Genomic DNA, 22,999 nt, shown 5'->3' on the forward strand with positions numbered 1-22,999 from the left:
CATGAGTTTAAATACGACAGCGTCCGCCGAGCGCATTCATATTTCTTTTTTCGGTAAGCGTAACGCCGGTAAATCGAGCCTTGTAAATGCCGTAACCGGACAAAACCTCTCGGTTGTTTCGGATATTAAGGGAACGACAACAGACCCCGTAAAAAAAGCGATGGAACTGCTTCCGCTCGGCCCCGTGGTTATTATAGATACGCCGGGTATCGATGATTCGGGGGACTTGGGACTTCTTCGCATACAAAAAACCCAAGAGATTATCGATAAAACCGATATAGCCGTCCTTGTCGCAGATGCGCAGGAAAAGGTTCGGGGCAGGGGCTTATGTCCGGAAGAACAGCGGCTCATCGATATATTTTGTGAAAAAAAACTGCCCTACCTTGTCGCCTACAATAAAAGCGACCTTGTACCTGCATCCCCGGATGTTCCGTCGGCCGCCGATACGGAAAGTGCCGGCAATAACGGGATTTTTGTAAGCGCAAAAACGCTCTTTCATATTCATGAGTTAAAGGAAAAACTTGCCTCCCTTGTTAAAAAAAGCGAAAAACAAAAGCCCCTTGTATCCGATTTAATAAAAGAAAACGACATTGTCGTCCTTGTTATACCGATTGACGAAGCCGCCCCCAAAGGCCGCCTGATTTTACCTCAGCAGGCGGTAATCCGCGACATTCTCGAAAAAGGAGGCGTTCCGGTTATTTCGCGCGAGTATAACTTTAAGCAAAGCCTTTCTTTTTTAACACAAAGGCCCGCCCTTGTTATCACCGATTCTCAAGTGTTCGGCCCGGTTGCAGCCTCCTGTCCCGAAGATATACCTCTTACCTCGTTTTCGATTTTAATGGCGCGCTATAAGGGCGATTTATCGGCCTTGCTCGAAGGGGCGGCCCTGCTTAAACGGCTGAAAGACGGCGATAAGGTGCTTATCTGCGAAGGCTGCACCCATCACCGCCAATGCAAGGACATAGGAACGGTTAAAATTCCGGGCTGGATAGAACAATTTTCCGGCGCAAAACCCGATTACACCTTTACTTCGGGCGGCGACTTTCCTAAAGACCTTTCGACCTTCAAACTCATCGTCCATTGCGGCGCCTGTATGCTCACCGAAACGGAAATGAAAAACCGCATTGCGAGGGCTGTTGCAGCGGGGGTTCCCGTTGTCAATTACGGCATTGCCATTGCACACATGCACGGTATTTTACAGCGGAGCCTGGCCCCCTTTCCTCAGCATCTTTCTGAACTTAGATCGTACTCGGCGCAAGCGTAGGCGTTGTGGTTATGGATGCTTTCGAAATTTTCGGCTTCAACGGAAAACGAAGTGAACGGCGGTTCTATCGGAAAGCGCTTGAGAGCGGCGTATACTTCACGTACAAGGTCTTCGACAAATCGCGGATTATCATAGGCACGCTCGGTAACGAATTTTTCGTCGGAACGCTTTAAAAGCGAATATACCCCCGAAGAAGCCGCTTCTTCGGCTAAAAGAATAATATCTTCAAGCCAAAAAAAGCTCGTGCCGCGTAAGCGTATGCGCACGACGCCGCGCTGATTGTGAGCACCGTATTCGCTTATCGCCTTAGAGCAGGGACAAACGGTCGTAACGGGAACTTCAACCGATACGTAAAAGCTTTTGTCTTCCGCATCGGCGGAACCCTCATAGGCGCATTCGTAGCACATCATACCGGTTTGACCGGAAACGGGTGCTTTTTTTTCGATAAAAAACGGAAACGAAACGCGCCCGAAAGAGCGCTCGGCATCGAGATTTTCCCTGATTTTTTCAAGCATTGCCAAAAAATTTTTCATCGAAAAATCTTTTGCATAATCGCGGAAAATCTCTACAAAACGGCTCATATGTGTTCCCTTAAAATGATGGGGAAGATTTACAAACAAATCCGCAGATGCGGTTGTATGCTGAATTTTATGAGCGCGGTCGAGAACGCGGATCGGATAGCGTAAGCCCTTTACGCCCGCTTTTTGTAAAGGAATTTCACGCTCGTCTTTTTGATTTTGAACATCAATCACTTAAAGCTCCCGCGTGCGGCGTGCAGGGTATTGCGCAAAAGCATGGCGATAGTCATAGGCCCTACCCCCTTGGGTACGGGTGTAATCAAACCCGCAACATCGAGAGCCGCCTGAAAATCGACATCGCCGGTTAAACGGAAGCCGCTTTTTTTTGTATTATCGGGAATGCGGTTTACGCCCACATCTATAACCGCGGCCCCCGGCTTTATCATATCGGCACCGATTATACCGGGCCGTCCTGCCGCTGCTATCAAAATATCGGCACTGCGCGTAAAAGAAGCCAGGTTTTTTGTTCCGGTATGACAAAGGGTAACGGTTGCATTTATGTCTTTGCGCGCCAAAAGAAGGGCGAGCGGTTTACCGACAATATTCGAGCGGCCGACAATAACCGCATGCGCTCCGTCCGTCGGCACTCCCGATTCTTTTAACAGCACGGTAATACCGTAGGGCGTACAGGGGACAAAGCCCGGCCGGCCGATTAAAAGCTTTCCGGCATTTACGGGATGAAAGCCGTCCACATCTTTTTCGGGAGCAATCGCCGCGATTACTTTTTGCTCGTCGATATGCGAAGGAAGGGGCAATTGAACCAAAATGCCGTGTACGCTTGTATCGCGGTTTAAGCCGGCAATGATGTTTAACAATTCGGCTTCGCTTGTTTCGGAACTCAAATCAATCGATTTATCGGCCATACCCGCTTCGGCAAGGGCCTTTTTTTTCGCGGTTACATAGGAAACGCTTGCAGGATTTTCACCGACAAGGATAACCGCAAGGCAGGGGGAGCTCCCGTCTTTTTTTAATGCGGAAACTTCAAGAGCAATCTCTGATCGTATTTTTTGTGCAATCGCAAAACCGTCTATTATCCGTGCGCTCATGTAACTCATTCCTTATAAAAATTGTTTAGCATAATGGACATCAAATCCGAAACGGAGTATAATAGACCTGTTCTGAAACGGAAAGTTCCGAACAGGTTTAGCTTTAACTATATCCTTTTTAGGGTTTTATTTCTATAGGACGCCGCATAGAGGAGCCGTCCGTTTTTTGGAGTAGTATGAAACGTTTATTAACGATAGCCCTTCTGTTTTTATTGATTTTGCCCGTTTTTTCTCAAACGGAAGACGGGACGACTTCAGCACCCGAAACGGTTTTTGCCGAAGAACCGGCTTCCGAAAGTTCCGACACCGCAGCTGATACCGACGGCTTTGTTTCCGTGCCGGACTCTGAAAATCCGGAGCAGAGCGAATCCGATATCCAAAGCGATCTGATGTATAAAACAAATCAGGCCGGCGATCAGTATATGATTTTAAAATTAAGCGTTGATATTCCCTACCGTCCCTTTAAAAATTTGATTGTCGGAGGGTCGGGAACCTTAGGCTATCAGCGCTTTGTATTCAAGGATTTAACCCTCGGCGGCGATGTAAGCTTCGGCTATTCGCAAACCATCGGTAAAAACGTGTTTTATTTTGTACCGATTTTATTCCGTGCGGGCTGGCAGTTTTCGGCGGGAAAATTCGAGTTTCCTCTTTCGCTCGGCATAGGAGGAGCCTTTGAAAACTACCTCGACCGTACCTATTTCGGTTTAGCCGTCCACCCGAATGCGGCCGCTTTTTTTCGGTATAACAGTTCGTGGTCTTTCGGCGCGCACACCGGACTCTATATTTTACCCCAATGGTATAAAAACCCGAAGTATAATTATACGGGACTTATTCACGACATAGGACTGACCGTCCGCTATCACTTTTAATGCGGAGAGTTTATATGTGTAAAAATACTTATAAAAAAATTTACGCCTTTGTATCGGCCGCCTTACTCGGCTTACTCATTATTTCATGCTCACAGGAACCCATCTTTTGGGCTATCGATCAGGAAATAAAACTGACAGACCCTTCCATAAAGGGGAACGTTTATTCGGTTGTACGCTCCGGCAGTTTTTTGTACACGGCAAACGGTAATATCTACAAAAAACCGGTTAAAACCGAGCGCGGCTGGGAAAAAATATCAAAACCCGCCGGCAATGCGGTGTATCTTGCAGCTTCAAACAGCCATATCTACGCATTGAGCGCGGGCGGCGAAACCGTTCAAGTGTACGCCTTGAATGTAACGGGCGGAGAATGGCAGCCGGTACCGGGTACCTCAGGCAAAGCCGATGAAATCGTTTTGTTCGACAATAAACTGACCTCAGCATCCGACAGCGCGGCATATGTACGTGTCGGCGGTAAGGTTTACAAATTGAACGGCCCGGCACCCGTTTCGCCGTTATCGGAAATAACTACGAACGGAGCGGGAAACAAAACCCTTGCCGCAGCTTATATAGACGGAAGTGAATCCGGCAGTACAGCGGGAGATTATTTTTCGGATACCCGCACCTTTTGCTCGGACGGCGCCAGACTCTACAGTGCCGACGGAAAAACAATCAAAAAAGGTACGACAAACTCCGATTTAACAAATACTTCGGTAAGTACGTCCGAAACGGTTACCTGCCTTGTGTATGACGAAAAAGAAAACCGCCTTATTGCCGGCACAAAAAAAGGCTTGGAAGAAATAAAACTCAACGGCTCGGGAGTACCTCAGAAAGCAGGTCTTTTAGGTGCAAATGCCGAAGCCGCCTTCGGCGAAAGTGAAATATTTTCGGTCGCATGTTTCGGGGGAGAAGATAACAACGCAATTTATGCAGGAGCGGGAAGAACCGCTTCGAGCAAAAACAATGCCCTGTGGGGATACTATCCTTCGCGCGGCAACTGGAACTACGAATAAGCGGAGCATATGGACTTATTCAGCGGTGCGGCGGCGGAAAAATCGCTTAAAGAAGGCCCTCTTGCCGCCCGTATGCGGCCGCGTAACCTTGACGAATACATAGGTCAAGACCATATTGTGGGAAAGGGCAGGCTTTTACGCCGCGCCATTGCCGCGGACAGGCTCAGCTCGGTTATCTTTTACGGGCCGCCGGGAACGGGAAAAACAACCCTCGCCCGCGTTATCGCACATCACACCAAAAGCAATTTTGTAAGCCTCAACGCCGTTTTAAGCGGCGTCCAGCAGATCCGCGATGCGATTGCTCAAGCCGACGAACAGCGCTCCTTATACAACAGGCGCACCATTTTATTCGTGGACGAAGTACACCGCTGGAATAAAAGCCAGCAGGACGCCCTTTTACCCTGGGTAGAAAACGGAACGATTATTTTAGTCGGCGCCACAACCGAAAATCCCTTTTTCGAAGTCAATAAGGCCCTCGTAAGCAGAAGCCGCGTGTTTCAGCTTTTTACGCTTACAAAGGACGATTTAATGAAGGCCGCCCGCGCCGCCCTCGACGATAAAGAACGCGGCTACGGAAGGTGGAAGGTCGAATTCGAAAAAGGAGCGCTGGAACACTTAATAGACACGGCAAACGGCGATGCCAGAAGTCTTTTAAATGCCCTTGAACTTGCGGTTGAAACCACTCCGGAGCGCTGGGCGCCCGATGAAGTTCCCTGCGAGCCGCCCGAAAACAGCCCGATTTACATAAGCTGCGAAACCGCAGAAGAAAGCATTCAAAAAAAGGCCGTGCTGTACGACCGCGACGGAGATTATCACTACGATATAATCAGCGCCTTTATAAAAAGCCTTCGCGGGCGCGACCCCGACGCGGCCATGTATTGGATGGCTCGTATGCTTGCCGCAGGAGAAGACCCGCACTTTATTTTCCGCAGAATGCTTATCTCCGCCTGCGAAGATACGGGACTGGCCGACCCTCATGCAATCGGCATTGTCGAAAGCTGTGCCGCAGCCTTTGACCGCATAGGCTTACCTGAAGGCCGCTTTATGCTCACGCAGGCGGCCCTCTATTTGGCAACCTGCCCCAAATCGAACAGTACGCTTTGTTTTTTCGACGCCTTAAAGTCGGTCGGGGAAGAAGATGCCGAAGTTCCGAATCACTTAAAAGACGCAAGCCGCGATGCCGCCGAATTGGGGCACGGCAAGGGCTATATGTATCCGCACGCATACAAAGACCACTGGACGGCACAGCAATATTTACCCGACGGTTTGGCCGGCAGGGTGTTTTACAATCCGAGCGGTCAGGGCTACGAAAAAATCATCCGCGATGAGGTATTAAGCCGGCGGGAACTGCAAATTGCCGCAATGCTTGAAAATCTTGAAGAAAAAAGCGCAGGCGGCAATCCCGGTTCCGCTTTTTGGCAAAAGAGGACGGAAAGCGGTAAAAGCGAAATGCTGCGTTCTTTGCGCGATATTTTGATAGAGCTTGCCGGTTTTTCCGCAAACACGCGAAGCCTTATTATGAATGCCGATGATGCTCTTTTGGTATGGGAAATAAACCGCAAAACACCCGACGGCTTTACGGTAGGACTGTGCCGAAACGAAAAAAATCTGAAAATATTGGAACAATACACAAGTACGCTTGAAGATTTACACCGCCCCGCCCTGATTCCCCTCCCCTCCGACAAATCGATCGGCTTGCAAAACGCCTTAAAAAATCCGGTTTTTACGGATACCTTTTTTGACCGCATTTTTTACCGCAACCCCGTTAATACCCTTTCCGATACGGAAACCCTTAAGACGGAGCTTAGGCTTTTAAAGCCCCTTATAGCGGACGGAGGACGTCTTTTTATCGCACAAAAAATTCCCTCCGGTTCGCAAAGGCTTTCCGAGCTTTTAGAACCTCTTTATGCGGGAACGGAAAACGAACAGCTTATAGCGGAGGCCAAAGAGGCCGAAAACGCTTTTTATACCGACAGCGCAAATCCGCTTTTTTGTTGGGATGAAAAAACACTTGAACAAAAGCTTGCACAAGAGGCGGAAGAGCTTTGTGCAAATGTACGCATTTTATGCGAAAAAAGAAGCATACACACCGAAGAAATAGAGCGCTGGTTCGCTCCGGTACACTCCGCCTATGCCGCAGCCCTTATAAAGCAGCTCGGAACCGATAAAACCGCGGCCTTTAAAACCCTTGTTATTCAAAGTACCGAAAGAAAAGTCATTGATTGGAACTCCCGTGTTGCTTTTTTTACCCTAACGTGTTAAAGTACTGCCTAGAGGAAGCATTATGAATTTTATTTTTTTAGGCCCGCCGGGAGCCGGTAAAGGAACCTTAGCCGCCGCGGTTTCGGTAACCTACGGTATTCCGCACATATCGACGGGAGAAATCTTCCGCGCAGCTATAAAAGCGCAAACGCCGCTGGGCTGTAAGGTTAAAGCCATTATAGATTCGGGCGCTCTGGTCGGCGACGATATTACAATCGAACTGATAAAAGAAAGACTTTCTCAGCCGGATACAAAAGACGGTTTTATTCTTGACGGCTTTCCGCGCACCATTGCGCAGGCGGAAGCTCTTGAAAAAATCGCACATATCGACTCTGCCGTCAATTTCGACATCGACGATACTGCGGTTGTGGAACGGCTTTCAGGCCGCCGCGTGTGCCGCAAATGCTCCCACAATTTTCACGTTGTATTTATGCCGCCCGAAAAAGAAAATATCTGTTCTCTGTGCGGCGGAGAGCTTTACGTGCGCGACGACGACAAACCCGAAGCCATTAAGCACCGCCTTGAAGTATACCGCAGTCAAACCGCACCGCTGATCGACTTTTACCGTGCAAAAAATCTGCTTAAAGATATAGATGCCAAACCCGCGACGGAAGCGGTTTTGGAAACCTTTAAGGCCGCCTTCCCCGTCCAATAAATAAAAAAAGGGGCTCAAAACCTCAGCTTTGCGCCCCCTTTTTTACGGCTTACGGGACTTTGAACTTCTTTACTTCACTCGATAAGCGCGATATATTTTCTTTATTTTTTTGGCTTATTTCGTTTACACCCTGCATTGCATCTCTTATTTGACCTGCACCTGCAGCCATTTCATTCATGCTTTGGGTAATAATACTTGTCAAGCCGTCCAGTTTATGCATTTCTTTTGCAACCTTTTCGCCGCCCTCGAGCATTTCGGCAGAACCTTTTTTTACTTCTCCGGTAACCGTGTTTATTTCTTTCATGGCAGTCAAAACTTCGCGGCTGCCGGTTTCCTGTTCACGCATAGCCTCGGTTAAACGGGTACTCATTGCCTTTACCTGTTCCGACATATTAAAGATAATATTGAATTTTTCTTCAACCGAGTGCGAAGAATCGGAAAGCATATCTATTTCCGCACTTAAATTTTTAAGCGTTTCGGTAATCGTCTTTCCCTGAGCACTCGACTCTTCGGCAAGCTTTCTGATTTCGTCGGCAACAACCGCAAACCCCTTACCGGCTTCTCCCGCATGGGCCGCTTCAATTGCCGCATTCATTGCCAAAAGGTTTGTTTGACTTGCAATATGCTGAATAACACTCGAAGCTTCAAGCAAACTGCCCGATTCTTCGGCAATTTTTTGCGTAACCGCATTGGAATTGACAATCGTTTCTTTGCCGTTTTCGGTTGCCGAAACAAGGTCGCGGATAACGAGGTCGGTTTTTTCAAGGGTTTGGGTAATCGAGGTAATATTGGCCGCCATTTCTTCGATAGAAGCCGAAGAACGGGCGACGCTTTCACTTTGCACTTCAATTCTGCCGTTCAAAGCCTCTATTGTTTTTATAATGTCGCTGATTGTCGCCGCCGTTTCGTCAACACTCGACGCCTGATGCAAAGCTTGTTGTTTTATGCCGTCGATATTTGCGCTGACTTCATGTATGGCGCTCGCCGTTTGCGTCATATTGGCGGCAAGGTCGTTCCCCGTTTCCTGCATCGTTTCGGCTCCGAAATGAATCGATTTTAAAGACAAGCCCATTTTTTTTATCGTTTGATTAAAATAGTCGGACATATCGGTGATTTCATCGTTTCCTACAAGGGGAAGTTCAACGGTCAAATTGCCCTCGGCAACATCTTTGAGCACACCGACGGTTTTGTTCAGCGGTTTTACCAAAAAGAAGCGCATAAACAGAGAAATGCTTACAATCAAAAGAACGATAAAAACTGCAGCCGTCAAAATATTAATAAGCAAAAGTTTATTAAAGGATTCGAAAATAACCGCCTTCCGTACTTCCAGTGCTATATAAATTCCCGTATCGGCTATCGGAGCAATAAAGACAAATCCGTGTTCATCTTCGATAATTCTTTGCTTTATCAATTCGGAATTAAAGTCGAAAATACGCTTACCGATTAAATCTTTGTTTTTATTATTAAAACATAAACCGTTTTCATTTATCAAAGACAAAGAATATTCGCGTATATCGGAAAACTCGATAGCGGAAAAATATTCGGTAAGGGGAGCAAGCCCCAAGTCGACGGTTACCACACCGAGTTTTTTTTGTCCCTTACGCAAAACGGATGTTGCCGTAATCATCGGCACGCCGGTTACTTCGTCGTTATATAATTCACTCCATACAACAGCCTTGTTTTCCGCAAAGCCGTCCCGAGTATACCAGTCGAATTTTGTGTAGTCGTTTTTTTCATTGCTGTATTCCCAAGTCATGCGGATATCGCTTCCTTCTCTAAACCAATAGGGACCGTAAAAATGTTCTCCGGGAACAACAAAGGGCTCAAGCCAATACCCGCCGCCGACAATTTCGTCGTCCGAGCCGATGACGGTTTCGCTTATTTTTGCAGACTGTTCGGGATTTTCAAAGCCGAAACGGGTTAAAAGGGATGCATAATTTATCGAAGCGGTTTCAATTTTCGAAAAAATATTTCCGTAGACGGCATTCGCTTCCTTTTCGATTCTTGCCGATAAGCCTATACGCATATCCGAGGTAATAACATGTGCAAATTGCCGAAAAATAATTGAACCGAGCAGCACAAGGGCAAAAACAAATATCGCACACACAACGAACGAGGCTTTAAAGGCTAAGCTTATCTTTGCCCCTTTACGCCGGCCGGATTCATTCTTTTTTTCTTCCGTTTTCATAGATTAAAACCTCCTGATTGAAGTAATCGGGCTTATTCTATGTCATAGGTATAATAAATTCAAGATTTAAAAAAGAGGGCCGCCAAAAGAAAATTCCGCAGTTTTGCAGCTGTTTACTTCTTTATATAGGCATTGAACTTGATTTCCGCATAATCGTCTTCACGGTAAAGATAAGAGCGGATATAAAGCTTTAAATCGGCATTTTCAAAGGTAAAGACGGGCTCAACCTGCGTTTTTTTATCATCGGGAAAATCCTTTTCCGCCTTTTCTTTGTCCGTATCCGCCTTTACCCGCCCGTATACATCGATTGCGCTTTGTTCACCGGTGAGCTTGTTCTCAATATATAACAGTTTTCCCTCTTCGGCGATACGGAAATTACGGTTTTTATATGTCATTTCGGAGGGCTTTTTTTCGGATTGCACCGGACCCGGCTGTTTTATGTCAAAATCGGCAGCCAATGTAACACCGAGTAAAACGTGGGCATAATCGGTTGTATCTATAATATGATCTACATTTTCAAGCGGTGAAAAAGAACTCTCATACCCGTGATAAATCCTGATTTTTTGCGGTTCGGGAACCGCTTTTTTTGCGTAAATAAACCGTTCCAATGCGTTCCGATCATTTGTTAAAGATTTCGGATCGAGCTTTTTATAGGCGCTGTAATTATGGTAACCGATAACGGGGAAAAAGAGCACAAGGGCGGCGGCCGCGATTGCGGCGTTCAATTTTATCGTGATTTTTTTGTCTTTAAACACCGCGTATATAAAAAACAGGCATAAAACCGCATTTAAAATGATTTCGTGAATAAAGCTTTCATCCTGTTTGGTAAAGCCGGGAGAAAGCCAGCTGTCGGTATTGACCGCCCGTACCCGTATCGAAGCCGCGATAAACAGTATGGGCGCAAGGGCGAGGGCAAAGGATACAAGGCGCGCCCTCTTTTGCACGCCGGTAAAATTCTCCATCATCAAAACACACAAAATAAGGGCTGCATAAATAAGGTAATACCATTCGTCCAAGCCAAGTCGCTCGCCGCTTGCAGGAAGGATAATAAATTTTGCCAAGTACACAAGACCGAGGGCACAGAGAACGGGAAGCAAAAGCGATAAGATATCGCGGAACATCAGGGTAAACAGTTTGGAATGCAGGCGCTCGGTTTTTGTTTTGTAGGATATAAATACAATGCTTCCCGTAACCGAAGCCGACGAATTGGCAATTCTGAATATAACGCTGTCTACAAAATCCAAGTCCAAATTAAAAATCGCATTGATAAAAAAAACGCTTATAAAAACCGAAGCATACAGGGCGGCAAAAAACAAAAGAGAAACCAAAACATGAATAAAGCGCAGCTTAAATTCGGTTATATAATTTTGTTCGGGCGAAAAAAAGAAAACCGCGGCAACCCAGCAGTACAAAATCATAAGCGAGGAATTTGCAAGGTCGGTCTTTTCGCTGTATGTAAAAAGCCTAAATACGTACAGCGTGCCGATAAAAACCGCAATCAAAATATAGATGATAAGCTTTCGTTTTTGTCCCGCATTTTTTACAAAGTCCGAAGCGGTAAAAATAATCGAAAAAGCAAACAAAATATTCAAATCGATTGCGCAGGGAATATGCGCATATAAAAGCTGGGTAAGTCCGAGTAAAGCGATAAGCACAAAGGCACCCGGCGAAGTCCGCGCAGATGTTTTAATATTTAAAGCAAATTCCCGTATCTTTGTTTTTGCGTTCATAACGGAAAACAACTCCTCTTTACTACCCTCTGTTCTTTTCGATGCGTCAAGCCCGTTTACTCCGTATAGTAATACACTTGGAGGCTTTTGTATACACCGCACCTTATCGGCAAAATAAAATAAGAAATTACTGTTTGCAGGGCAGAATTGCGGGGGCTTTTTTAGAAGGTAAAACACGGGACAGGATTTAATGAAGCACTGTTTGGATTATTTCGGTATTATGTATAAATGAAAGAAGGTGTTATTATTCATGAAATCAAACAAAGCGATATAAAAAGAATATGATGACAGACCTATGGATTTTGCAGATGCAACATTAGTAATCGCAGCAGAAGAAAGAAAAATACGACAAATAATCAGCATAGATTCCGATTTTGATATATACAGGCTCTATAATAAAGTTAAAATAGAAAATATATTTACATATAGGTGCTGATACCCGCTTCAACACTGACCAACGGGACTGTACACATGTGCAGGTTAGGCGAATATTGTAAATCCCTGCGTCTTTACACTGGTTTTTTCGGTAAAAAGCCGATATAATATAGGTATGGTGAAAGGTTTTAAATCACTTTTTACAATTTCAGTTATTCTCTTGTCGATGACTGCGGGATGGGCTGCAACTAAAACATGGGTTGGCGGTGACTTGACTAAACCGACCGATTGGGATACGCCGGGCAACTGGACACCTGCGGGAGTTCCGAATGCCGGTGATAACGTCATTATCAATAGCGGCGTGAACCAACCCGTAATAGAGAATCATCTTCCGGGTACAAAAAAAGTAGAGATACATAGCATTGAAGTAAAGACCGGAGCAACGCTTAAGATAATAGCAAAACAACGCAATATTGAATTTATCGGGACTTCCAACTTTTTGATTAGCGGTCAAATAGTACTTGAGCTTAGAGAAGGAACTGTACGCTATGTTAAAATTTCAAATACGGATTTTACCGGTTCTCCTAAAATACTTATTGACAGCCCTTTAACGCCGCTTATTAATTCCGCCTATCATACTAAGCTGGAGGCTTCAGGAAACATACACTTTAAACAGGCTTCAACTATAACAGCTGATAATTATGCCAATGACGACAAGCTTATTATAAACTCGCCCAAAACTACTATTGCCGGATCTTTTACCGTAGACAGCAAACTTGAAATCGGAAACTCCTCCGGCGTCCTGCTTGACATTACCGGCACATTCACGGCAAAACGCAGCGTTAACATAACCGATAGCGCAAACACAATAATCAGATCTTCCGTAGAGCAGTCCGATGGAACCCTTCTGGGAGGAACCGTTAATTTAACGGAAAATTTAACATTGAATAATGCAACATGGACTACAAGTAAGGGTGAGGTAAAGACAAAGGGCGATTTTGAAGTTCCGAATTTTAAGCAAACCGGAGGAACTTTAAAATTGGAAGGAACCTCAACACAGAATCTTAAAATAGATAAAGCCCATAACTTAACATTCACCGGCAATGTAAACTTGGAAGGAAATTTAAAAATTTCAGGGAATTTTACCAACAAGGGTACCTTCGATGCAACAACATCGCCCGGATATACGGTAACTCTGACCCATGACGCAAATCACACAATTACCGGTACAAATACCGCAGGAAATACAAAATTTCACACGCTAGAACTTATAAATGCAGGCGGTAAAACGCTTACAATAAACGGAAAAATTACGGCAGACGACCTTAATATAAGCGGAACACCTTCAAATAAGCTAACAGTTCAAGGAGTCGGGACTTCGTCCGAGATAACCCTTACATCGGACCAAATACCCGACCCCGTTTCAAAAAAAGGCTATTACTTGAAGGTTAACACGAATATTTCTGTAACGGACGGGCATACCTTTTATATTGCAAACAGCGAATTAGTAGAGCCCAAATCGTCAAACTGGAAATCTATGGCCTCCACATGGAAGACTACAACCGGAAGCGATAACTGGAATGTTCCCGCAAACTGGACTCCCGCAGCGGTTCCGGCAGCCGATTGGCCTGTAATAATTCCCGCAGGCGGCTCCGGAGCTACATATCCCAAACTGAATCCAACCACCCTATTAAACCCCGCAGCGCAAGCTTCTTCCGTTACGGTAGAAACGGGGGCAAAACTTGACTTAGGGGCGGAAATTATTCAGGATAGCGGAGCCGGCAGTGCGGTAACGGCTCATATTACCAATAACGGCATTCTTAAAATGATTGGAACAACGGGAAATTCATCTAATCCCGGACAAAAAGAATGGCTTGAAATTACCTCCAATTATGATAACATAACCCACGGCCCCGGCTCTACAATAGAATATTACGGTGCCTCACCTGCGAATCCAACTATTTGGGAAGGCCCCTATCAAAATCTAAGAGTGGGCGATGCAAAAACCGGACTTAATACGGGAAGTTTAGTAGTCAATGGATATTTTACCGTTGACACAACAGGCGGTTTTACCGTTAATGCAGCTTCGCAATCCTATGCGGAACTGGTAACCTTGCATCAACAGACAACCTTTAATTCCACGGATGGAACCGGAACCGGCACTGTTTTTAATGGCGGTTTAATGACTAATAACCGTTACATCTTTTTTGGCGGAGCCGGCAGAATACAAACACACGATATTTACGGAGGAAGCGAGGACATCACCCTAAATGCTGGTACGGGTACATGGACTTCATCAGGAGATATCCAAGCAAGAGATATCACTGTAAACGCAGGCACAGGCGCATGGACTTCTTCAGGAGGAACAATCAACGCGCGCGATATTGTCGTGAAAAGAGACTGGACTTCTAACGGATTCGTCCGGGCGGCAGGAAACATCACTGCCGATAATGCAAGTCATGATAATACGTGGACTGCGGGAGATGTAACGCTTAAAGGAAGCCTTACCGCCGCTCAATTTAATCAGACAAGCGGTACTTTAACTTTTAACGGAACGGGAACACCTGAACAAGAGCTTAAGTTTACCGGTGCGGGCAATAAAAACATACGCAATCTTACAGTTGACAACGGCATAACACCGCCCGCTTCCAATGCAAAGGTAAAATTACTTTCTCCTGTTATGATTGCAGGGAATTTTACCAACAAGGGAACCTTTAATGCTAACAGTAAGGATATTTCTTTGGACGGTTCTTTTACCAACAGCGGAATCTTTAATACCGGTACGGGTAATTCATTGGTCTTTAACAGCACTTTTACCAACAACGGAACTTTTAATGCCGATGCCGGCACTATAGTTTTTACCGGCAATGCCTTTACCAACAGCGGGACCTTTATCGCCGGTACAAATAATACGGTAAATCTTAGCCCGTCCGGCGATATAGCGATTACGGGCACGGGCATTGCGGGTAATACAAAATTTCACACGCTAAAACTTACAAACGCAGGCGGAAAAACGCTTACAATAAACGGAAAAGTTTCCGTAAACGGGAACTTAACCTTGGAAGGTTCGGGCAGCCTCGATGCTCAACTGCTTACGGTTCAAGGCGGCACCAACAGCCCCGGTATTCAACTTAATATCGATAAATCGGGCGGAAAATGGCTTAAAGTACACACAAATATACCGATGATTCCCGAAAGCGGCGGTCATACATATACGGTAACTGAAAGCAAGGCCGAGGAAATTCCCGGTTTTCCGCTCTCCGGCGGTCATCCTAAAAACTGGATTTTTACCGGCTATGCCGGAACTCTGACTTGGAAGGGAAATCATTCGAGCAACTGGAATGACTGGCAAAACTGGCGGCCGTATGGAACACCCGGTGTGAACTCGGTTGTAATCATAGAAAAAAAACCGACGACCCCTCCGCCTACTCATTACTACCCCAAACTTACGGGAAACGTGTCTGCAAAAACGGTTACGGTAAACCCCGGAGCCGAGCTTGATTTAGACGGACACATTATTCAGGATGGCGAAGCCGGCAGTGCGGTAACAGCTCATATTGCCAATAACGGCATTCTTAAAATGATTGGAACAACAACAGGAAATCCATTTAATCCCGGACAAAAAGAATGGCTTGAAATTAATAATTCCGGCCCCAATAATAATATAACCCACGGCTCCGGTTCAACCGTCGAATATTACGGAACTTCAACAGCTAATGTATGGGAAGGACCCTATCAAAAACTGAAAATAAGCGGCTCAAGAAACGATTTGCGTGCTGTATCATTAACTGTAGATCAATACCTTATTACCGATCATGACGGGGTTACCATAACTACAACCAACGGTCAAACCTATCACGGAAATGTCATTGCCTTTGAAGAGGTGTCGTCATCACCTCCAACCTATACATACTATGATTTAACCCTTACCAATACCGGAACCGGTACGATAAAGACATCCAGAGGTGTTACAACCGGACATCTTACCGTCAACGGGAAGTGGGAAGCCGGGGATCAAAATAATTCGGCAACCGTTGAGGTAAACGGAAATATCACGGTAAGCGGTGATATTGCTTCCGTAGGCAGCAGCATAATGGCAAAAAAAGTTTCAGGTTCCGGAGGGAATATTACCGTAAACGGGGCAAAGGACTGGAGGTGTTGGGGTAACATAACCGCTGAAGGCGACATGACAATACACAATATGACAGCCACAGGCGGTACAATAGCGGTGCATGGAAATATGACGGCACATACGTTTCATCTTGCGGATTACGGCAAATTATACTTTAACGGAAGCAGCCCTCAAAACCTAAACTTCACCGATCCTGCCGGCTCGCAAATCCGGGAATTGGAAATCGGCTCAAGCTCAACCCTTAACCTTGGTTCGTCTATCAAAATAACTCATATACTTACAAATAAGGGAAGGTTTACAGCGGGAAATCATACCGTAACCTTGAGCAAAGCGGACAGGATAGATAACTCGGATCCGAATACCGTTCCCCCAACAAGCATTACCATTACCGGAACATCGACTGCGGGTGATACCGAATTTGAAGATTTGATTTGTACCGATTCGTATATAAAAAGGCTTACTATCAATAAGAACATTTCGGTAACCGGCAGCTTGAAACTTCAAGGGCAGTCGGCTGCCTCACCTTTGACTGTAGCGGGCGGTACGAGTGTAGGGACGGGAAGCCCGCACATTGCACTTACGGCCGCAAACACGGCAAAGGGGCAATTTCTTAATGTTGAAACCGATATTGCCATTACAGGCGGCCCCCCCGTAAATCCATACACCTACACCGCCGAAAACAGCATACCCATCGGTTCCGATAGCGATATACAGGCCGGTAAACCCGACAACTGGATTTTCACGAATTATAGCGGAGATATAAGCTGGGCGGGAACTGTCGACAGCGATTGGCACAACAGAAGAAACTGGAATCCTCCGTATGCAATTCCGGGTAAAGATACTGTTGTAACAATTCCTCGAAAACCGTCACCGGCTCCTCCTTCCCACGATTATCCAAAACTTACAAAAGCAGGTGAAGCAAAAAGCATTACGATAGATGAAAAAGCAAGTTTGGATTTAGCCGGTTTTGTTATAACAAAAGGTGCCGGTGCCGATAATTTTACACCCCTTACAAACAACGGCACGCTCAAAATGACCGGAACAACCTATCCGTCTCCTGCTCCGCTTGGAGGTCAAAAAGAATGGCTTGCAAGTACAAATGTTGCCAATAAAATAACTCACGAAAATAAATCCGCAATCGAATATTACGGCACTTCAGCGGATGTTGTCTGGAAGGGACCGTATAAAAATCTTATCTTAAACATCCGCCCCGATTTAAACATTCAAAATGAGAATTTGGTCGTAGAGAAAAAATTGACAATCACGGGTTCGCCTGCCCATATAAATACCGGAACCGGCACACAAACATATCAAGGCGAAATAGATGCTAAAAAAAGTGCTGTACCTCATTGGAATATCGAATTTACGGCATCTTCTTTAACGATGGAAAAAGGTACGGACACACTGAATATAAATGCCGAAGATATTAAAGTAAATGCGGGAACATGGACATCGAGTGCGAATATCAATGCCGCGTCTATTACCGCTTCCGGCAGCTGGACAACCAAAAAAGGCAACATCAACCTTAGGGGCGGTTTAAGTGCCGGTTCCTTTGAACAAGAGAAGGGGACTCTTACTCTCGGCGGAAGCGGCGACACCCTTAAATATACATTGCCTTCGGGAAAGGCAAAAATAAAAAACCTTATAATAGCTTCTTCGGCAACCGTAAATCTCGGCTCCGATATTACCATAACCGAAATGTTTGAAAACAATGGAACATTTAATGCAGTAACCAATACAGTATATCTGAAGCATTCTGAAAGCCCAGTAGTAATAAAAGGTAATGGTGATAAAAGCAAAACTCAATTCCGTAATCTTGTCTGTACAGGTGCCGGCGGAAAAAGTATAAGGTTTGAAAACAAGATTTCGGTATACGGCGATTTAACCTTGCAGGGTACCGCCAAAACTAACCTGCTTAACATATCGGGAACAAGTAATAATGCAGAGATCTATGTAAATCAGGATAAGAACACTGGTACCGGAAGTGTGTGTAAGTGGCTGGGGGTAGCGGTAAATCTTCCTTTAAAATCTTTGGATACCAATATATACACTTGTACTACTGATGAAAGCGAACCTACAGGTTCTCTTGATGATATAATAGCCGGAAAACCGGAAAACTGGATTTTCGATAATGTGTATAAACTACGATGGACAGGGGAGGCTAACGATAATGACTGGAATAATCCTAATAACTGGCGGCCAAGACCTTCCCATGCCCCAAAAGCTACTCAAGCTGTAACAGTCCGTGAAGTTGCAGGCGATAAGCACCCCATATTAGGCAGCGGAACTTATTATGCGGAAAAAGTAGAAGTTGTAGGAACGGCAAGCCTAGACTTAGCCGATAAACTTATATATAAAGATACTGCAAGTCCTCCCGTTACAATGGCAAAACTCGAAAACAAAGGTACTTTAAAACTGAAAGGCACCGATGATCAAAAACTCTGGTTTGAGCAAACAGTTGAGGAAAATAAAATGACCGTTACTCAAAGTTCTACGGTTGAATATTATGGAACATCGCCTGCAACAATAAACTTATGGGGCGGGGGCACAGAAGGTTATAAAAACTTGATTTTAAATAATATACTCTCCTGCACGATACAAAACACCCCCTTAAAAGTAAACGGAGACCTCACCGTTAAGGGCTCCGATGTTACCATAGATAGCGGTACAGCAAGTCAAACCTACGGAGGAAAGATAGATGCACATGACAGCGGAAATCGTCGTGCCGTTACGCTCAAGGGTTCCGATATTAATGTAAACAATGCAAGCGCTGTTATCACTGCCGAAAAATTTACCGTGGACGGTAACTTTACTTTTCAGGGTCCGACGATAACCGCAGCGGAACAAACCTATACAAAAACCGTTCACTTTGATAATATCGACTTACAAGCATCCTCCTTTATTAATTTTGAGAATTCCGTAACTTGTAGCCGAAATCTTACACTGTCGTCCGGTACAGGAACTCTTACGGTAGGAAAGGCGGGCGGTACTTCGGTAACTATAAGTGCTGACGAACAAAGCTATGCAGGACCGCTTACACTCAATGTTCCTGTTATATTCAATACGCCGGGTGCTCTTACATTTAAAGAGAATATATCCGGAACCGGAAGCCTTACCGTCCCCCAAAACGGACCCGTATATATAGCCGGAAATATAGCATTGACCGGGTCCTCTTCCGAATTTAAGCAAACAGGTTCGGGTACGGTATTGCTTTCCGCCGGTATTCAAACTAAAAACGGGATTGTATTTGCAGGCCCCCTCTATATTAACAATGCTTCGGTTTTTAATGCGGGAACGGGCAAAAATGTAACGGCGAAAAACGTCTTTGTTGCCGCCCATGACGGAACGACTAATAAGACGGTTGAATTACAATCTCCGCTTGAAACGGATAATTTCGTACTTTTTTCGGGAAACATAAAACTTTCCTCCGGACAAAGTACTCCCGATATTTCGGCAAACAAAGATATCGTTCTTTTCGGGCCTGACTATAACGGCGATTATACTCCGCCTTCCGGTGCTGCCGATACAACACTTGTTTCAAACCTTTTTACGTATAATCATACTTCAAGACCCGCCCCTACAATAACACTTCCCAATAACTTACCCGATACCGGTAATACCGCAATACAAAAGAATAAGGGAACCTTTGATTTACCGTCTTTAGGAGGTAAAAAGCTTAAAGCAACAAGAAATTTTTACGCAAACGGTATGAACCTCTGTGCCTCATCACCGTGGACTCTGGAGATTTCCGAACATGACAGCTCTGAAAACGGCTTTACCGAAGCCTATAATACAATCGTAAAAAATGCCAAGGCCGAAGGGGGCACCGTTGCGGCGGCGGAAGGCTGCGATTATAAGCTTTCCGGCGATCCTGCAAATACCGCCGATACGAATTCGAACTGGGATTTTGAGCGTCCGACCATTCAACGCGCATACACCGTATGGGACGATGTAATCTTTGTTCAATTTTCCGAACCTATAGAAAACTCGCGCAATGAAATTTCAGCAGCCGTCTCACGTATCAAGCTGAATGACGGTGCCGATATCAATGTAAGTGTTTGGAAAAATAAAGAATGTACGGATTCTACGGAAGGCGCAGGAGATTTGCAGTCCTTTTATCTTAAAGCTTCCGCCCCTTGGAACACGGATGCTACGGGCTCATCACCGGGTGTCGGACAAAGTACCGACATGGGACGTGCCGATATCACACCCGGACATCGCAGCATAAAGCCGAATATAAATATAGCTACGGTTGTTTCCAGTCTATATGAAACTCTGCGCGATAAAAATAAAAACCGTATCACCGATTATTCGGGTATAAACCGATTTACCGCAGTTCAAGATAACTGCCCTCCCGTCCTTATCGGTGTGTATACCGGCCAGGAAATGCATACGCCCCATAACGGCTCCGGTACCGGCGGTCAGCCTGAATACGATGCGCACAACTTTATAGAATTCCGCTACTCCGAACCCGTTAATATCTATGAAAATACGACAGACGGCGCAGCGATTGCGCTCTCCGATTCCGCAGTAAATATTCGATCGACAAATACACTGGGAAACATCGGCCCGAACGGAAGCGGTCTGAAGATTGCCGGTTTTGCCGATATTGCTTCGGGCAGCCTTTCGGCGGCAAGCAGGGACGGCGGGATACCCCATGCCCTGTACCGCAATTTCCCCGCGGCTCACGGCAGCGCGGCGGCAGCCCAAACCCATAGAGTCCGCATTTCGATTGCGGGCTTTGCCGACGGCACCAAGACGGTCGGAGCTTATACCGTTCACAACTGGGTCGGCTATATAGACAATGCCGTAACACCGTCGGGGAATGCCGTACCGCCCGGAAACGATAAATTTGCCGAAAACGGACTCATCCGAAGTGCCGCCGTCTTTGATCCCGACGGTACGGGGCCGTTACCGGCAAAACCCGTTTTTTCCGTAAAAGGCGAATATGTACCGATTGTAAATACGGCCTTAAACGTTCCCCTCGACACGGGCAATTTACACGGAAGCTGGGATACTTCTGCGCCCGTTTTTGCAAGATATGCAAAAGATGAGCCCGGCTGGATATCCTCATCTTTGAATGAAATAATAGGCTTTGCTCCCTCAAATATTGTCGAAAAACTGGAATTCCACTTTTTCGACAACGCGCCGTCTTATACAGCGGGAGAAACCTTCCGCTGGCAAAGTACCGACGGCGTTAACGAGCCGGCATGGTTTCAAGGCGCCAGTACCATTTCCAACACCTCCTATGATAAGCTCGGAGGTTCCCGCTTCGATCCGAACGGCACCGCTCCTACGGAAGGGGGTATCCGTGCATCTTCCCTGTCGGGCAGTATAGGAGCTTTCAGCTTCCGCAAAAAGGGTTCTTCCGGTGCTTTAATCGGCTTTACGGGAGGCGATACGGATATAAGGCAAAAAGCGGATAGCGGCCTTTTATTCCGGCCCATACCTTCAGGGCGGAATCCTGTCGACACCCTATATTTGCAACTGGATATTCAAGGTGCGCCGGCACTTGCGCTTCCGATTACCCAGGCATTTTCGGTTGAGTACGATCAATCCGTCGGCTTTGTAACCGACCTTGCGGGAAACAGAATGCGCACCCAATCCGCCGAATCGATAGACCTTACCCGCCCCCGTATCGTTTTAAGTATAGCTCCGGTAGGTACCGACAAAGTTTATATTTTGTTCAATACTCCCATCAATACCGATGCGGCACACTTGGCCGGTATTCCGCATAACTTGGAAATCCCCGGCAGTGCCAATTCTTTCGATCCGTTAAAACCGGCACAGGTGCGCACCCTTACCGATTCGGGAACGGGACTTATTTTGCATTTGAGCAATCGGATTGTCTATAGCGATATTAAAAAACCGATACGTATTAGAGTCTCTTCCGCCTCGTCACCCCCGAACAAAATGTTTATTGAACGGACAACGCTTAACCTTGCCCCCGTAATCGGCCCTGCCCATGCTTTAAGCGATTTTGCCGTAAACGTCGTGCGCCCCCTCTATGTACACGATGACGGCCCCGGAGGCGAAGAAGGTTTCCAAAGCCTTGCAAGCGGTTTGGCAATGCGTCTTTTTGACGGTTCGGGCGGCCCCGGCAATACCGCTTTTGCCGATAAAGATCTTACGATTGCGGCGGCCCGGGAAAACGGCGATGCGGATAAACTGCAAATGTATTACGATACCGACCCCCGGCCCGAATCGGTTTCCGTCGCTTTTAATTTGGCGACAGGCTTAAAAAGCAGGGTATGGCTTCCCAAACGGTTGGATGCCATAAGTTTTGCCGCAAATTCTTCGGCGCCGCCCCCGTTGGATATGACTTTATCCGGCGCCTCTTCCGTATTTTCGAATCCGGGACAGCCCCTTAACTTTCCGCCCGATAAAACCGTCGAGTTTTTATTCGGCTTGCAAGAAGACGACGGAAGCGGCGGTTTCCAAGATGTTACCATAGACCACGATGCGGACGGAACGACGGCAACCCCGACACCTGAGGTTCCTCTCTACGCGCTGCGTTTAAAAGACCCGAACGATCCGGCTTCGATAGACCTCTGGTCTTTTAATACATCCGCTTTAAAACCTCAAGTCGGCGGCGTAAGCATTTTGAACAACGTTATAAATACGACAGAGCGCGAAAATGTCGTTATACAGGTAAAAACCGAAAAAGCCGGCAGTTTAAGCGTTATGGTAATGACCTTGGACGGAGACGTGGTAAAGGTTTTACATTCGGGCCGTGTGGAAAAGGGCAGTCATCTTTACCGATGGAACGGCACAAACAAAAGCGGCACTCCGGTTGCCCGCGGTATGTACTTTATCCGCGTCATAGGCCCGGGTATCGACGAAACGCGGAAGGTTATGGCGGTCAAAGAATAAAAGACAAATAAGGAGGG

Annotated in this window: 10 protein-coding genes and 1 pseudogene; 7 read left to right on the forward strand and 4 right to left on the reverse strand. The window is 46.1% G+C overall.

The window, feature by feature from the left end; genetic code table 11:
* Window position 1 precedes the first annotated feature (1 nt).
* Complete coding sequence (gene hydF, locus V1L52_RS12825) at window positions 2–1,264, forward strand: [FeFe] hydrogenase H-cluster maturation GTPase HydF (protein ID WP_428770183.1); 1,263 nt, start codon at window positions 2–4, stop codon at window positions 1,262–1,264.
* Here hydF and folE2 read toward each other — a convergent pair.
* Together folE2 and V1L52_RS12835 are read right to left on the reverse strand one after the other, a co-directional pair.
* Complete coding sequence (folE2, locus tag V1L52_RS12830; protein WP_428770184.1) at window positions 1,222–2,016, reverse strand: GTP cyclohydrolase FolE2; 795 nt, start codon at window positions 2,014–2,016, stop codon at window positions 1,222–1,224. The genes hydF and folE2 overlap by 43 nt on opposite strands.
* Window positions 2,013–2,888: a bifunctional 5,10-methylenetetrahydrofolate dehydrogenase/5,10-methenyltetrahydrofolate cyclohydrolase gene (locus V1L52_RS12835; protein ID WP_428770185.1), complete on the reverse strand. Its 876-nt coding sequence runs from the start codon at window positions 2,886–2,888 to the stop codon at window positions 2,013–2,015. The genes folE2 and V1L52_RS12835 overlap by 4 nt, the downstream gene beginning before the upstream one ends.
* Window positions 2,889–3,064: 176 nt before the next feature.
* On the opposite strand from V1L52_RS12835, the gene V1L52_RS12840 reads away from it, so the two are divergent.
* Genes V1L52_RS12840 through V1L52_RS12855 form a run of 4 tightly spaced genes read left to right on the forward strand, consistent with a single transcriptional unit; the run spans window position 3,065 to window position 7,684 of the window.
* Entirely contained in the window at window positions 3,065–3,757 is a 693-nt protein-coding gene (locus V1L52_RS12840) for a TP0733 family outer membrane beta-barrel protein (RefSeq protein ID WP_428770186.1), read from the forward strand.
* 14 nt (window positions 3,758–3,771) lie between these two features.
* Window positions 3,772–4,767: a hypothetical protein gene (locus tag V1L52_RS12845; RefSeq protein WP_428770187.1), complete on the forward strand. Its 996-nt coding sequence runs from the start codon at window positions 3,772–3,774 to the stop codon at window positions 4,765–4,767.
* 9 nt (window positions 4,768–4,776) lie between these two features.
* Window positions 4,777–7,029: an AAA family ATPase gene (locus tag V1L52_RS12850; RefSeq protein WP_428770188.1), complete on the forward strand. Its 2,253-nt coding sequence runs from the start codon at window positions 4,777–4,779 to the stop codon at window positions 7,027–7,029.
* A gap of 22 nt (window positions 7,030–7,051) precedes the next feature.
* Entirely contained in the window at window positions 7,052–7,684 is a 633-nt protein-coding gene (locus tag V1L52_RS12855) for an adenylate kinase (protein ID WP_428770189.1), read from the forward strand.
* Window positions 7,685–7,733: 49 nt separating this feature from the next.
* Here V1L52_RS12855 and V1L52_RS12860 read toward each other — a convergent pair whose 3' ends face one another.
* Together V1L52_RS12860 and V1L52_RS12865 are read right to left on the reverse strand one after the other, a co-directional pair.
* A complete protein-coding gene (locus tag V1L52_RS12860; RefSeq protein WP_428770190.1) occupies window positions 7,734–9,872 on the reverse strand; it encodes a methyl-accepting chemotaxis protein in 2,139 nt (712 codons plus the stop codon).
* Between the two features lie 113 nt (window positions 9,873–9,985).
* On the reverse strand, window positions 9,986–11,602 hold the full coding sequence (locus V1L52_RS12865) for a hypothetical protein (RefSeq protein ID WP_428770191.1): 1,617 nt from the start codon (window positions 11,600–11,602) through the stop codon (window positions 9,986–9,988).
* Between the two features lie 228 nt (window positions 11,603–11,830).
* On the opposite strand from V1L52_RS12865, the pseudogene V1L52_RS12870 reads away from it, so the two are divergent.
* Together V1L52_RS12870 and V1L52_RS12875 are read left to right on the forward strand one after the other, a co-directional pair.
* Window positions 11,831–12,038, forward strand: a pseudogene (locus tag V1L52_RS12870) (pilus assembly protein); the annotation flags it as partial.
* Between the two features lie 114 nt (window positions 12,039–12,152).
* Entirely contained in the window at window positions 12,153–22,982 is a 10,830-nt protein-coding gene (locus V1L52_RS12875; RefSeq protein ID WP_428770192.1) for a FlgD immunoglobulin-like domain containing protein, read from the forward strand.
* The last annotated feature ends 17 nt before the right edge of the window (window positions 22,983–22,999 follow it).

Origin of the sequence: Treponema sp. HNW (assembly GCF_050320395.1) — a bacterium.
In the GTDB taxonomy this organism is placed as follows: Bacteria; Spirochaetota; Spirochaetia; order Treponematales; family Treponemataceae; genus Treponema_C.